This is a genomic window from Psychrobacter sp. JCM 18903, from assembly GCF_000586475.1.
Lineage (GTDB): Bacteria > Pseudomonadota > Gammaproteobacteria > Pseudomonadales > Moraxellaceae > Psychrobacter.
In genome coordinates this window covers 1-14,303 of the sequence record NZ_BAWJ01000019.1, presented here as the reverse complement: position 1 = coordinate 14,303, position 14,303 = coordinate 1, and the positions used below count along the sequence as shown (strand labels likewise).

General features: G+C 43.1%; 9 protein-coding genes and 3 pseudogenes. 10 read left to right on the top strand and 2 right to left on the bottom strand.

The genetic code is table 11. From position 1 onward, the window contains the following. Window positions 1–97 precede the first annotated feature (97 nt). The 5 genes and pseudogenes from TT12_RS12230 (at window position 98) to hisC (ending at window position 5,362) form a co-directional block, all read left to right on the top strand. Entirely contained in the window at window positions 98–349 is a 252-nt protein-coding gene (locus tag TT12_RS12230; protein WP_045455254.1) for a BolA family protein, read from the top strand. Between the two features lie 105 nt (window positions 350–454). Beyond that, window positions 455–1,723, top strand: a complete 1,269-nt coding sequence (murA, locus tag TT12_RS12225; protein WP_045455251.1) for a UDP-N-acetylglucosamine 1-carboxyvinyltransferase — start codon at window positions 455–457, stop codon at window positions 1,721–1,723. 147 nt (window positions 1,724–1,870) lie between these two features. Continuing rightward, on the top strand, window positions 1,871–2,566 hold the full coding sequence (gene hisG / locus TT12_RS12220) for an ATP phosphoribosyltransferase (RefSeq protein WP_045455248.1): 696 nt from the start codon (window positions 1,871–1,873) through the stop codon (window positions 2,564–2,566). A 289-nt stretch (window positions 2,567–2,855) separates the two neighbouring features. Beyond that, window positions 2,856–4,150, top strand: a pseudogene (gene hisD / locus TT12_RS12215) (histidinol dehydrogenase). A 79-nt stretch (window positions 4,151–4,229) separates the two neighbouring features. Beyond that, a pseudogene (gene hisC / locus TT12_RS12210) lies at window positions 4,230–5,362 on the top strand (histidinol-phosphate transaminase). Window positions 5,363–5,486: 124 nt separating this feature from the next. Here the strand turns inward: hisC and TT12_RS19460 are convergent. Both TT12_RS19460 and TT12_RS12200 read right to left on the bottom strand, forming a co-directional pair. Next, a pseudogene (locus tag TT12_RS19460) lies at window positions 5,487–7,191 on the bottom strand (anthranilate synthase component I family protein). A 2-nt stretch (window positions 7,192–7,193) separates the two neighbouring features. After that, window positions 7,194–8,429 (bottom strand): beta-ketoacyl-ACP synthase II, encoded by a 1,236-nt coding sequence (locus TT12_RS12200; protein WP_045455246.1) that lies wholly within the window; start codon window positions 8,427–8,429, stop codon window positions 7,194–7,196. 496 nt (window positions 8,430–8,925) lie between these two features. Between TT12_RS12200 and TT12_RS17690 the strand changes: the two genes are divergently transcribed. From TT12_RS17690 to fusA, 5 genes are all read left to right on the top strand, one after another. Beyond that, window positions 8,926–9,174, top strand: a complete 249-nt coding sequence (locus TT12_RS17690; RefSeq protein WP_243443671.1) for a hypothetical protein — start codon at window positions 8,926–8,928, stop codon at window positions 9,172–9,174. Then, window positions 9,174–10,118, top strand: a complete 945-nt coding sequence (locus TT12_RS12195; protein ID WP_243443670.1) for an EcsC family protein — start codon at window positions 9,174–9,176, stop codon at window positions 10,116–10,118. Before TT12_RS17690 ends, TT12_RS12195 begins: the two co-directional genes overlap by 1 nt. A gap of 457 nt (window positions 10,119–10,575) precedes the next feature. Continuing rightward, window positions 10,576–10,950 (top strand): 30S ribosomal protein S12, encoded by a 375-nt coding sequence (gene rpsL / locus TT12_RS12190; protein ID WP_011281154.1) that lies wholly within the window; start codon window positions 10,576–10,578, stop codon window positions 10,948–10,950. Between the two features lie 206 nt (window positions 10,951–11,156). Beyond that, a complete protein-coding gene (gene rpsG, locus TT12_RS12185) occupies window positions 11,157–11,630 on the top strand; it encodes a 30S ribosomal protein S7 (RefSeq protein ID WP_021814163.1) in 474 nt (157 codons plus the stop codon). A 345-nt stretch (window positions 11,631–11,975) separates the two neighbouring features. After that, window positions 11,976–14,102 carry an elongation factor G gene (gene fusA, locus TT12_RS12180; protein ID WP_045455243.1) on the top strand — a complete coding sequence of 709 codons (2,127 nt, stop codon included), beginning with the start codon at window positions 11,976–11,978 and terminating at the stop codon, window positions 14,100–14,102. The last annotated feature ends 201 nt before the right edge of the window (window positions 14,103–14,303 follow it).

Genomic DNA, 14,303 nt, shown 5'->3' with positions numbered 1-14,303 from the left:
AGTTGCGTAAGACAGTACTGTAAGATGCTTAAACTCTTGTTATAATGTCGTCACTTTAAATCTATACCCTATCTGACACTTTAAGGCAGAATATTCTATGAGCATGAACGCTGATGATTTGATTGCATTTTTACAGACTCACTTCCCAGACGCTTTTATTCAAGCTGCCAATCAAGGTAATAAGTTTGATGTACGCGTGGTTGATGCCAGTTTTGAAGGTAAGCGTGCCGTGCAACGTCAGCAGGCGATTTATGCATTAGTCAATGATAAGATCGCCAGTGGCGATATTCATGCGCTCAATATTCAAGCGCTGACGCCTGCTGAATGGGAAGTTCAATCCAAAGGCTAGACCGTTATACATATGATTGGGCTTATTAGACTGGCTATTATATTGGCTAGGTGTGATTGGTCTGATTTTCACTATTTTAATACTCATCGTTAGGTTGTCACTTCTATGGATCAATTTTTAATCACTGGTAGTAGTCGTATCGCAGGGGAAGTTACTATCTCAGGCGCCAAAAATGCTGCTTTGCCGTTACTTGCCGCTATGATATTGGCCGAGACGCCAACGACATTGCACAATGTGCCATCGTTACAAGATGTGCGGACGTTGATTGAATTGATCGGTGGCATGGGTATCAAAATCCAAAAGCAGGACGATACTGTCACCTGCGATACCAAAAATATCGATAATTTCTATGCACCGTATGATTTAGTAAAGACCATGCGCGCCTCAATTTTAGTGCTTGGACCATTGCTAGCACGTTTTGGTGAGGCAGAAGTGTCATTGCCCGGCGGTTGTGCCATTGGTTCACGTCCTGTTGACCAACACCTAAAAGCCTTTGAGGCGATGGGTGCTGACATTAGTGTCGAAAATGGTTACGTAAAAGCACAAGCGCCAAAAGGCGGTAAGCTGATTGGCTGTAACTACTCTTTTGATATGATTACCGTTGGCGGTACTGAAAACGTCATTATGGCAGCCGCACTTGCCAAAGGTACGACCGTCTTAGGTAATTGTGCCCTTGAGCCAGAAGTCGTTGATTTGGCCAATATGTTGGTCGCGATGGGCGCTAAAATCAGCGGTATCGGCACTTCGATTATGACCATCGAAGGCGTTGAGCGCTTACACGGTTGTGAGTATTCGGTGGTACCGGATCGTATCGAAACAGGCTCATACCTTGCTGGCGCACTCATGACGCGTGGCGATGTGTTGACTAAAAACACCTCTGCGCTATTACTAACACCTGTATTAGAAAAATTCGAAGACATGGGTGCCATTATTACCACTGGTGATGGTTGGATTCGTGCGCAGATGAAAGGTCGCCCTAAAGCGGTTGATATCCGTACTCAGCCGCATCCAGGTTTCCCAACCGATATGCAAGCGCAGGTCATGGCTATTGCGTGTCTGGCGGATGGTACGAGTACCTTTATCGAAAATATCTTTGAAAACCGCTATATGCATGTCCCTGAGCTTAATCGTCTAGGCGCTTCTATCCAAGTAGATGGTCATACGGCCGTAGTAAAAGGCGTCGAAAACTTCACCGCTGCCCCTGTGATGGCGACTGATTTACGTGCGTCTATGTCATTGGTGATGGCAGCGGCAACTGCTGAAGGTGAAAGTTTAATCGACCGCATTTATCATATCGATCGTGGTTATGAGCATGTCGAAGAAAAGCTGCGTGCGCTTGGGGTCAATATCGAACGTATCAATACTAATGACTAATATCGATTTTCTTATCAAATCCATGACCTCAATCATTGATACGATTGGCGTTGATATGAATGGCTTAGCAATCTACCACTATTAGTAACCTACCACTAAAAGCCCCCTTCAGCGGGGGTGTTAACTGCACATGGACACGATGTCATTATGACTGAAGCAAGCAATAGCCTACCAAATGATGGTTTGTTAAATGAAGTAAATGATGAGTTTTCAGGCTTAACACTGGCCTTATCAAAAGGTCGTATTCTAGAAGAGACCATGCCACTGCTACGCGCAGCTGGTGTTGAGTTATTAGAAGATCCTGAAGCCTCACGCAAACTTATTTTTCCAACCTCAAACCCCAACGTGCGTGTATTGATTTTGCGTGCCAGTGATGTGCCAACCTACGTTGAACATGGCGCGGCTGACTTTGGAGTGGCGGGTAAAGATGTGTTGCTTGAAAATGGTGCCAACCATGTCTATGAGTTACTTGATTTGCAAATTGCTCAGTGTAAGTTGATGACAGCTGGCGTGAAAGATGCGCCGCTACCCAATCGTCGCCTACGTATTGCGACCAAATACGTCAATGTGGCCCGCGCTTACTTTGCCAGCCAAGGTCAGCAAGTAGATGTGATTAAACTGTATGGCTCTATGGAGCTTGCGCCGTTGGTCGGGTTGGGTGATTTGATCGTCGATGTGGTTGATACAGGTAATACGTTGCGCGCAAATGGTCTTGAAGCACGCGATCATATTTGCGATGTGTCCTCACGCCTTATCGTCAATCAAGTGAGCTACAAGCGTAAATTTGCGTTACTTGAGCCGATTTTAGATAGCTTTAAAAATAGTATTGCCAGCGCTTCATAAATTAATTCCTAATGAATCAATGTCTTATCAAACGATACTAATCATTGATAATCTTAAGCATTGTCATACAAATTTTTAAACCAGTTTAGCGCTATAAGATAGATATAGCGTGCTAAACTGGTTTTGTTGTATTTGCTTGCCAGAAAGTATGAGGTTAGTATAATCTGAACAAACTAAATATATAGAAACTGGTATATCAGCCATCACAATTATTATTAATACTCAATACCACTCATTTTTACATCGCTAATTTTCAGCAGTCTTTTATGCTCAGATATAGGATTAAGTCATGCGCCAACTAAGTACCCAAGATGCCGATTTTGACAGTCAGTTGACAGAGTTACTTGCCTTTGAAACCGTCAATGATGCCGATTTACTTAAGACCGTTGATGATATCATCGCGCAAGTTCGGCATGATGGCGATCGCGTCGTACTGGCGTTAACCCAGCAATTCGATCAGCATCCGGCGACGACGATGCAAGAGCTAGAGCTGTCTAAAGAGGCGCTTGCTGAAGCGTTTGCGAATCTTGATGATACAGTAAAATTGGCATTGACCACCGCAGCAACGCGTGTGCAGACCTTTCATGAGCGCAAGTACAAGAGACTTGGCAGTATGAAGATGAGCTTGGTAATCGCTTGGGTCAAAAAGTCACCGCACTTGATCGCGTTGGTATTTATGTGCCTGGTGGTTTGGCCTCTTATCCATCTTCTGTATTGATGAATGCCATTCCTGCCAAAGTGGCGGGTGTTAAAGAGGTCATCATGGTGGTGCCAGCGCCAAAAGGCGTGCTCAATCCATTGGTGCTAGCCGCCGCACATTTGGCACAAGTCGACCGTGTCTTTACCATCGGCGGTGCGCAAGCGGTTGCTGCCTTGGCTTACGGTACCGAAACGATTCCAGCGGTGGATAAAATCACTGGCCCTGGTAATAAATATGTTGCTGCCGCCAAGCGCGCAGTATTTGGTCAAGTTGGGATTGATATGATCGCTGGTCCCTCTGAAGTATTGGTCTATGCAGAGGGCGAGGCGCAAGATCGCGCCGATTGGTTGGCGATGGATTTATTGTCACAAGCTGAACATGACCGTATCGCTCAAGCTATCTTTGTCACGACCAGTGAACAGCAGCTTGCAGACGTAGCGGCTGAAATTGAAAAAGCGCTGGCAGAGTTGCCAAAAGCCGATATCGCCCGCGATTCGCTAAAAAATCGTGGCGCACTTATTTTAGTCAAAGACCGCGTTGAAGGTATGGCGGTGATTAATCGGGTTGCCCCAGAACATTTAGAGTTGTCAGTTGATCATCCTGATGTGCTACTCAACGATATTCGTCATGCAGGTGCTATTTTCATGGGACGTCACACGCCTGAGGCGATTGGTGACTACTGCGCAGGACCCAATCACGTGTTGCCAACCTCTGGCACTGCGCGTTTCTCTTCACCGCTTGGTGTTTATGATTTCCAAAAGAAATCCTCTATTATTTATTGTACTGAAGCCGGTAGTAAGCCATTGGCTGAGACCGCAGATATTTTAGCGCAACGTGAGGACTTAGAAGCCCATGCGCGCTCAGCCCGTTATCGTTATCAGTAACGTGGCTTAATGATTGCTTTTGAATTGTACTTTTGAGATTTATATTTAATAATTTATGTGGCTAATAGTAGGATAACTTATGAGTGAGTTAAAGATAGACACCAGACTTTGGTCATCTAAAGCGCGTAATTTGTCACCTTACGTTCTGGTGAGCAGCCTCAGCATGAAAATTTATGCAAATTAAATACCAATGAAAATCCATTCCCACCGTCACCAAAAGTAGGTGAGGCAATCGCAAAGGTTCTAGAGCAGCAAGCGGATGATCTGCGTTTATATCCAGCGCCTGAGTCTGATGATTTGCGTGCCGCATTGGCACAACTCTATGATATTGATATCAACCAAGTGTTTGTTGGCAATGGTTCTGATGAAGTGTTGGCGCTAGTATTTGCCAGCTTTTTCCTAAAAGAGCGACCTGTTTTAGCACCCGATATCAGCTATAGTTTCTATCCAGTCTATGCGCAGACCTTTGGTATCGAGCTGGTACAAATTGCCTTGGAAGAAGATTTTAGTATTGATCCTGATGCTTATCGCCAGCCTTGTAGCGGCATTATCATTGCCAATCCAAATGCCCCAACTGGATTATTATTATCGCTTGCCGATATTCGCAAGCTGGCTAGTGAGCACTCAAACTCAGTGATTGTGATTGATGAGGCTTATATTGATTTTGCGCGGGCAGTTGACGGTAGCTCAGATGCAGAAATTTCAGCAGTGAGCTTAATCAATGAGTTTGACAACATTCTTGTGACCCAAACCTTTTCAAAGTCACGTTCGCTTGCTGGATTACGCGTTGGTATGGCTTTTGGTAATGCCTCATTGATTGAAGCCTTAACCCGTATGAAAAACAGCTTTAATAGCTATCCACTGGATAAGCTGGCGCAAGTAGGGGCGACTGCCAGTGTATTGGATGTTGAGTATTTTACTCAGACCTGCCAGCAAGTCATCGACTTACGCCAATCTCTTACAGCAGAGCTGACAGCGTTAGGTTTTGATGTGTTGCCATCGCATGCCAACTTTGTTTTTGCCCGCCCTAAAGACGGTAATGCCAATACGGTAGCGAATGCGTTACGTGAGCAAGGTATCATCGTCCGTCATTTTGACAAGCCACGCATCAATGAGTATTTGCGTATCACTACTGGTACAGCAGAGCAAAACAGCCGTTTGATAGAGGCTTTACAGACGTTGCAAAAAGAGGCTGAAATCATTGCTGATTAATATCTGGTTCGCGATTTTGACAGTTAATAATTGAATGACGATGCTTATATTGATAAAAAGCCTGCCAACATTATGTTGAGCAGGCTTTTTGATGGATTTCTCCGATCATGTTTTTCGAACAACCTTAAGGATATTTGTGGATATTTTCTTGAGTTAAAACGCTTAATAGATTACCGACTTTATCCAAACATTCTTGGTATTCAGCATCGCAATCAGAGGCGACAGTGATACCACCGCCTGCCCATAAGCTGATATGTCTTTTTTTATCCAATTCATTATGTGATGAAGTGTTAGCTTGCAGCGTACGAATGAGCACATTCCATTGACCACTGCCATCAAAGTTCATATAGCCAATGTGCCGCAATAAGCACCGCGCGGTGTAGTTTCTAGCTCAGATATAATTTCAACCGCCCGCTTTTTTGGGGTGCCAGTAATCGAGCCAGCAGGCAAACTACCAAACAAAACGGCGAGTGGGTGAGTGTCCGTCTGTAATTCTGCGGTAATGGTGCTGACCATATGGTGCACATTACTAAAACTCTCAATCGCGAATAACTGCGGCACTTTTACGCTACCTATCTTGGCATATTTACCCAAGTCATTACGCAATAAATCGACAATCATCACGTTTTCGGCGCGATCCTTTTCACTATCAGTCAGTTGCTGTTTATAAGCATGGTCTTGTTGAATATTGGTGCTGCGCGGCATGGTCCCTTTGATGGCTTAGTGATGATATGGTGCTTGCCAGTATCGATATCCTTGGTAAATGTAAAGAACAACTCAGGCGAGCAGCTCAATAATTCAAACGGATGCTGGGACGTATTATCTTTGATTTCACAGTTAAAGGGATTAACCGCAAAGTATCCGGCAAAAGGTGCTCGGGTATTACGATGTAAAGCAGGTAAATAATCAATCAGCATCGGCAAAGCGCCATTATCGCTGGGATTATGATCAAAAAAACCTTGCCATTCTTGGGTTAGGTTGATTTGATAACAGTCGCCTTGCTGTAGATAGTTTTGGGTTTGATTGAATGCTTGTTGATAGTCCTGTTTGCGCCATCGTGATTTCAATACTACAGGAGCAGGCGTTGATGATGCTGTCAGTTGCGTTTTATTGAGACAGTCATCAGCCAGCTTTTTATCTACTATATTTAAATAAGAGACAAGTGCCATGATCATTTTATTTTTTTGCTGATTATCAGAGTCGTTTTCAGAGTCGTTAGCAGTTGCCTTTATCGTTAATTTCCAACCTGTGTTGCCATCATTTCCATCAGGTCTTAGGTAAATATCATAATGTCCTAATACGGCACAAGGCTGTGCTGCTCGCTCAATTTTGGCGGACGGGCTTAGCTCATGAGCCGCAATATCATAACCAATAAAACCTATCAAACCATGATGATAACTTGGTTTTTCATTTAAATCGCTTACTGATTCTGAGTTTTCATTATCAGTATCATAAGTTTGACTATAACTGATTAATTCATCTTGCCAGTCGCTATAACTCATATGAGTGCTAGTGATATCATTGTGAACGGCATCACGGCAGGTTTTTGTGACTTGATAAAGGGCTGCTTGTTCGTTCGAATCTGGCGTGTTTTCAGCGCAATCATAAACAGACCAGCTTACTTTTGGCAATAAACCAATCACTGGTTGATCATCATTGTCGAGCCAAACCAATTGCCAGTTTGCCTTAGTATCTTGTGCGATTAAATACTGCTGTAGCAGCGGCATAAGTTCTGCAGCCGATAGGTCACCAAAACGCCAGCTAGGTTTAGTAGCTGACGATGGATCAGACATTATTTGCTCAGTTTTGAGAGGATGTGCTGCGAGCATAGTTAGGCGTCAAACTTTTTAATGATTAATGTGGCATTAGTACCGCCAAAGCCAAAGCTGTTGCTCATTAGTGTCTCAAGCTTGGCTTCACGCATTTCGGTGACAATATCAAAGCCTTCAGCCGCAGGGTCTAAATTATCAACATTGATACTGGGCGCAATGAAGCCTTCTTCTAGCATCAACAAGCAATAAATCAGCTCTTGCGCACCAACGGCACCAAGGCTGTGACCTGTCATAGATTTGGTAGAGCTGATCGCAGGTACTTGACTGATATCATCGCCAAATGCTTTAGCAATGGCTTTAAGCTCAGTGATGTCACCAAGTGGCGTACTAGTACCGTGGCTATTGATATAGTCGACAGTTTGCAAACCAGCTTCGGCTAGTGCTTGCTGCATACAGCGTACGGCACCTTCACCACTTGGCGCAACCATTTCAGCGCCATCAGAGCTGGCACCATAACCGACGATTTCAGCCAATATGTTGGCGCCACGTGCTTGTGCATGCTCTAGACTTTCAACCACTACCATCGCACCACCAGCAGCAATCACGAAGCCATCACGATCTTTATCATAAGCTCTTGAGGCGCGCTGCGGTGTCTGATTATATTGAGTACTGACTGCACCCATGGCATCAAACATACAAGACTGTGTCCAGTGTTCCGCTTCGCTACCACCCGCAAGTATCACATCTGCTTTGCCCAACTGAATAAGTTCAGCCGCATGACCGATGCAATGGGTTGAGGTGGCACAAGCAGAGGTGAGCGAGTATGATACGCCTTGGATTTTTAAACCTGTTGCCAATGCCGCTGATACTGAACTGCCCATCGTTTTTGGCACAGCCATCGCGCCGACACCGCGCAGACCTTTATCCCGCATGGCATCTATAGCATTGACAATATTCTCTGTCGATGCGCCGCCAGAGCTTGCGACCACGCCCACGCGTGGATTATTATTGATGGTTTCAAGCGACAAACCAGACTGCTCAATGGCGTTTAAAGCACTGACATAAGCGTATAGACTGGCATCACTAAAAAACCGCTTCAACTTACGATCGATACCACTGGTATCAAGCGTCGACTGGTCGATACTACCGCTAACGTGTGATTTAAACCCATGCTCAGCATAAGCCTCATTAAATGTAATGCCAGACTGCCCTTGCTTTAAAGCGGCAGTGACCGTGGCTAAATCATGTCCGATACAAGAGACAATCCCTGCTCCAGTGATAACAACGCGGCGCATATTCTATTCCTTATGAGTAACGATTTTTCACAATTACTTTTAATAATCGTTTTTAAGTATGTATTTCTATTATTTAATATTAGGGTGTATTGAGCGTTAAAGTCTCATTTTACAATCATTGTGATGATCATAGTAAAACTATATGCTTGGTAACTGATTATTTATAAGTAACGAACTACTTATAAATAGAAGTACAAGTGTACTGTGAGTTATGGCACATGATAACGTATCGAGCGTCCAAAATCTTTGTACAAGTGCAAAATAACGACAAAATCGCGCTTGCTGTCTAAAGCCATCTAAAAAGACTATTTGGTTGAAGACAGCTTATATGATGGTATCAATCATACATCAAGTGATACTTTTGGATACAAAATTTGTGATTGCGATAACATTGTTCGCACTGACATCGATTATAGTGATTGACTAGAATGGCACATCTATTATTATAAATCGCTTACAATAAAACAAAATTACTCATCACATTAAGGACATCACGATGGCGAAGCGTAGCACTCTCTCTAAAGGTATCACTACCGTTGGCTCTTTTACTCGCAATAATCTAGAGCGCATGGGCGCTATGATTGATAGCATGAATGCTAAGACGGGAAAACCGCGTCAATACAAAGCAGTCAACTTAGGCGATGAAGACTATCAGCAGGATTTGTTCCGTGAGCAAACGTTAAAAGCCACTCAGCAATTATTAGGCCACGTTTTGCCACTTATGGTAAATATGCCAAAAAAGTAGTGCCAAACAGTTTTTTTCAGTCGACGGTCGATGGCGCTTTTGCACAAGTGGCAAATCTTGCCTCTAATTGGAGTCAGATCGATTTACCTAATGAGCATCGTTTCGCCAATATCGCAAGCTTAGATGATGAAGAGCGTTATGCATTAGCCACTGATATCGCCAATCAAAATCGTGCATTGGCAACGATAGGGGGCCTAACAGGTTTGGCTGGGCTTCCTGGTCTGCTGGCTGATACGCTTTGGCTTTTATTGGTATCATTACGTACCGTCTATCAGTTGGGTGCTGTCTACAATAAACCCCTCACAGGTAAACAAGGCGTTAAAATGGCTTATGAGCTGCTAGCGAATGCTGATCTGAGCAAGATGCAAGAAAAACAAGCATTGCTAGCAGGTATTGGTATCGGCAAAGGCTTATTGGATAATGCCCAAAGCAGTGGTCTACACAATGAGCTAAAAAACCTAGGTCTAAAGGATAAAAACGTCAACTTTTATGCAGAACAAGTTGACAGCATTGCCAGTCAGGTCGGTATTGACCTGGATAAAATCAATTTAACATGGATACGCAAATTCTTACCAGTTACCGCTGTTATCGTTGGTATGCGCTACAACAGCCAGCTCATTGATGAAGTGATTGGCGTGGCTCAAGCGACTTTTGCCCCAGAAGCCAAACTTGCCAATCGTGCAATCACTGATGATAGCGGTAATGAAGCTAAGGTAAACAAAACAGCTGACAATGACAAGCAGCAAGATGCTGAGAAAGAGTCAAGCAAGGATACCGATAGCAAGAAAGATACTGCTGAAGAAAAAAATAACCATCAAGAAGCTGATGAAAAGGTCGTGAAAGAAACGCAGAAAGACGACAATGACGATAATAACAAGCAAGGCAGTCAGAACAAATCCTCTGACAGCAAATCAAACAAGACGGCTAACAAGAAAAGCAAATAAGAGCGTCTAAACAATCAGACTTAAGTGTTACTTTTCTTAAGACAGCTTATATCATAGAAGGATTATGAGCTGGATATCTACTGCTAATTTTGGCGATATTATCTTCTTTCTCTTGAAAAACAAGATAATATCGCCATTTAGTACTCATAAATTGCTATTTATTTATAGTCAAACATTCTATTTAAATCGTTCGTAATGCTACTTTCGATATACTGTATGACAATCTACTTTTTAGCTGATTTTTAACTAAAAATAGATAAAGTGTTATAGTAGTAGGGTGAATGCATATCTATCAAATGTTGTAAAGTGCAATCACGCATAAGTGGTTGAAATAGCAGCAACAACTCTTTATAATACACTGTCCTAAAAATGGGTGTACCAAAATCTGTCATTAAAGTCAGATGGATGGTGCGTTTCCCCATTTTTTGTTTTATACCAAACGGGAGAAGGATGCCTCATGGCAACAACTAACCAATTGATTCGTAAAGGTCGCAAAACCATCAAGGAAAAGTCAAAAGTTCCTGCGTTGGAAGCGTGCCCACAACGTCGTGGTGTATGTACTCGCGTATATACTACTACCCCTAAAAAACCTAACTCAGCAATGCGTAAAGTATGTCGTGTACGTTTGACTTCAGGCTATGAAGTATCAAGCTACATCGGCGGCGAAGGTCATAACTTACAAGAGCACAGTGTTGTTCTTATCCGTGGTGGTCGTGTAAAAGATCTACCAGGTGTACGTTATCACACCGTTCGTGGTGCATTAGATTGCGCAGGCGTTAAAGACCGTAAGCAAGGTCGCTCTAAATATGGTGCTAAGAAGCCTAAAGTTTAATAACGAATCGTTATTAGCTAAGCTTTTTTATACCAAACATTAACTGTGCATGGGTCTGGTGTTGACAGTATTATTAAATTAGTAATTCACTGTTAAAACATACCGCCGTGCAGTAAGGCTGACTGACAACTCGATATAACGCCATCCAATATTAATTGGTGCGAGATTGTGAATGTCAGACACTCCTGAAGAAAAGGATTATTATTATGCCAAGACGTCGCGTCGTTGCTACCCGTGAGATCCTACCGGATCCTAAGTTTGGTAGCCAAACTGTTGCAAAATTCATCAACCATGTAATGAGTCATGGTAAAAAATCTACTGCTGAGCGTATCGTATACGGTGCACTTGAAACAGTAAGCGAAAAACGTAAAATCGAAGATCCAGTATCTTTCTTCGAAGAAGTTTTAGAAAATGTACGCCCAATGGTAGAAGTGAAAGCTCGCCGCGTTGGTGGTGCAACCTACCAAGTACCAATGGAAGTACGCCCCTCCCGTCGTACTGCCTTGGCTATGCGTTGGTTAGCTGAAGCTGCTGCTAAGCGTTCTGAAAAATCAATGGCTTTGCGTTTGGCTGGCGAATTGAATGATGCTGCTGATGGCAAAGGTGCTGCTATGAAAAAGCGTGACGAAGTTCACCGCATGGCAGATGCTAACAAAGCGTTCTCTCATTACCGCTTCTAAGCTACTGTCTATTAGTAGTAGCTTTAGATTAGCTGGCTGAAGTCAGCTCATCTTACATTGTTATTTATTCTATTGATTGCCGCCATCGTTTATCTTGTTGTAAGTAGTTTTTGACTATCAACAACGAGATGGCGGACATCTATCAAGATGTCTCTCTTAATTAAGTATGCTTGTCACAAGAGAGCATCCCAAATCTGATGCCGCACTATTCTTAGTATTTGCTCTTTTTTTGTCCGTATTAGGCTCAATAATCAGTAAGTAATATGAAGCTGACCGCTTTGTCATAGAGTATGAGGTAGAGACACAATACATTATTATATACACGACTTTTCCTAGGAAAACACTATGGCTCGTAAAACTCCCCTAAAACGCTATCGCAACATTGGTATCTCAGCGCACATCGATGCTGGTAAGACAACCACTACTGAGCGTGTTTTATTTTATACCGGTGTTAGTCACAAACTTGGTGAAGTACATGATGGCGCAGCCACTATGGACTGGATGGAGCAAGAACAAGAGCGCGGTATTACTATTACCTCAGCAGCGACAACTTGTTTTTGGTCAGGTATGGCAAAACAGTTTGACGAACATCGTATCAACATTATTGACACCCCAGGTCACGTTGACTTCACGATCGAAGTTGAACGTTCTATGCGTGTACTTGATGGCGCTTGCATGGTTTACTGTGCAGTAGGCGGCGTTCAGCCACAGTCTGAGACCGTATGGCGTCAGGCAAATAAATATAAAGTGCCACGTCTTGCATTTGTAAACAAAATGGATCGCGTTGGCGCTGATTTCTATCGTGTTATTGAGCAGATCAAAACTCGTCTAGGCGGTAATCCTGTACCATTGGTTATTCCAATTGGTAAAGAAGATGATTTCGAAGGCGTTATTGATCTAGTTACCATGAAAGCTCTTTATTGGGATGAAGCATCTCAAGGTATGGAGTTTGAAGAGCGCGAAATCCCAGCTGAATTACAAGAAAAAGCAGAAGAGTATCGTGAGATTCTTGTAGAAAATGCGGCTGAAGCAACAGAAGAATTGATGAATGAGTATCTAGAAAATGGCGAGTTGTCTGTAGAGCAGATCAACGTTGCTATTCGTCAATTGACTATTGATAACCAAATCATTCCATTACTTTGTGGTACTGCCTTTAAAAACAAAGGTGTACAAAAGATGTTGGATGCGGTTATTCAGTATCTTCCAGCACCAATGGATGTACCTGCTATTAAAGGTATCCTTGATGACAAAGATGAAACTGAAGGCACTCGTGAAGCGTCAGATGAAGCACCATTCTCAGCTTTAGCATTTAAAATCATGAATGACAAATTCGTTGGTAACTTAACCTTCGTTCGTGTTTATTCAGGTGTTTTAACGCAAGGCAGCAGTGTTTATAACCCAGTTAAAATGAAGCGTGAGCGCGTTGGTCGTATCGTACAGATGATGGCTAACTCTCAAGAAGAGTTGCAAGAAATCCGTACTGGTGATATCGCTGCATTGGTCGGCATGAAAGATGTAACGACTGGTGATACGCTATGTGATGAGCAAAATGTTATCACGCTTGAGCGTATGGAATTCCCCGATCCAGTTATCAGCCTAGCGGTTGAACCTAAGACCAAAGCTGACCAAGAAAGAATGTCAATCGCTTTGGGTCGTTTGGCGAAAGAAGATCCATCGTTCCGTGTACATACTGACGAAGAGTCTGGTCAGACAATCATCAGTGGTATGGGTGAGCTGCATCTAGAGATTCTTGTTGATCGTATGAAGCGTGAGTTTAACGTTGAAGCGAACATCGGTGCGCCGCAGGTTGCTTATCGTGAAACGATCCGTAACACGGTTGAGCAAGAAGGCAAATTCGTACGTCAGACTGGTGGTCGTGGTAAATTCGGTCACGTTTGGTTACGTCTTGAGCCACTTGATCCAGCGGGCGCAGTTGAATATGAATTCGCTGAAGAAGTTGTTGGTGGTACTGTACCGAAAGAATTCCATGGTGCTGTTGATAAAGGTATCCGAGAACGCATGAAAAATGGCGTACTTGCTGGTTATCCAGTGGTTGGCGTAAAAGCGACCTTGTATGACGGTTCTTACCATGACGTCGACTCGGATGAGCTATCATTTAAGATGGCTGGTTCTATGGCATTCAGAAAAGGCTTCATGGCAGCGGATCCAGCGCTACTTGAACCAATTATGAAAGTTGAAGTTGAAACGCCTGAAGATTATATGGGCGATATCATGGGCGATCTTAACCGTCGTCGTGGTTTAGTACAGGGTATGGAAGACCTACCTGGCGGTACTAAGCAGATCCGTGCCGAAGTACCATTAGCAGAAATGTTTGGTTATGCCACACAAATGCGCTCAATGTCACAAGGCCGTGCTACTTATTCAATGGAATTCCAAAAGTACGCTGAAATTCCAAAATCAGTTGCTGCTGACATCATCTCTAAATTCAACAGTAAAGATGATGACGAGTAAGTAATCGTCTATTAAATATGACAATGTAGCTATTATCTCTCTGTTGTCATAGAAGAATACGCCAATAATTGGTTAAAAGACTTGTTATTGGCGGTGATTTTCTTATAATATCTGCACATTAGTATGTGTACCCTTTTAACAATTATCTTAATGTGGTCAAGATCGTCTTTGTTATCGTATTTATACGAGCTTAGCATTTGA

Bases quoted from the DNA above. Each gene is read 5' to 3' on its own strand.
- TT12_RS12230 (WP_045455254.1), top strand. From the start codon at position 98: ATGAGCATGAACGCTGATGATTTGATTGCATTTTTACAGACTCACTTC.
- murA (WP_045455251.1), top strand. From the start codon at position 455: ATGGATCAATTTTTAATCACTGGTAGTAGTCGTATCGCAGGGGAAGTT.
- hisG (WP_045455248.1), top strand. From the start codon at position 1,871: ATGACTGAAGCAAGCAATAGCCTACCAAATGATGGTTTGTTAAATGAA.
- TT12_RS12200 (WP_045455246.1), bottom strand. From the start codon at position 8,429: ATGCGCCGCGTTGTTATCACTGGAGCAGGGATTGTCTCTTGTATCGGA.
- TT12_RS17690 (WP_243443671.1), top strand. From the start codon at position 8,926: ATGGCGAAGCGTAGCACTCTCTCTAAAGGTATCACTACCGTTGGCTCT.
- rpsL (WP_011281154.1), top strand. From the start codon at position 10,576: ATGGCAACAACTAACCAATTGATTCGTAAAGGTCGCAAAACCATCAAG.
- rpsG (WP_021814163.1), top strand. From the start codon at position 11,157: ATGCCAAGACGTCGCGTCGTTGCTACCCGTGAGATCCTACCGGATCCT.
- fusA (WP_045455243.1), top strand. From the start codon at position 11,976: ATGGCTCGTAAAACTCCCCTAAAACGCTATCGCAACATTGGTATCTCA.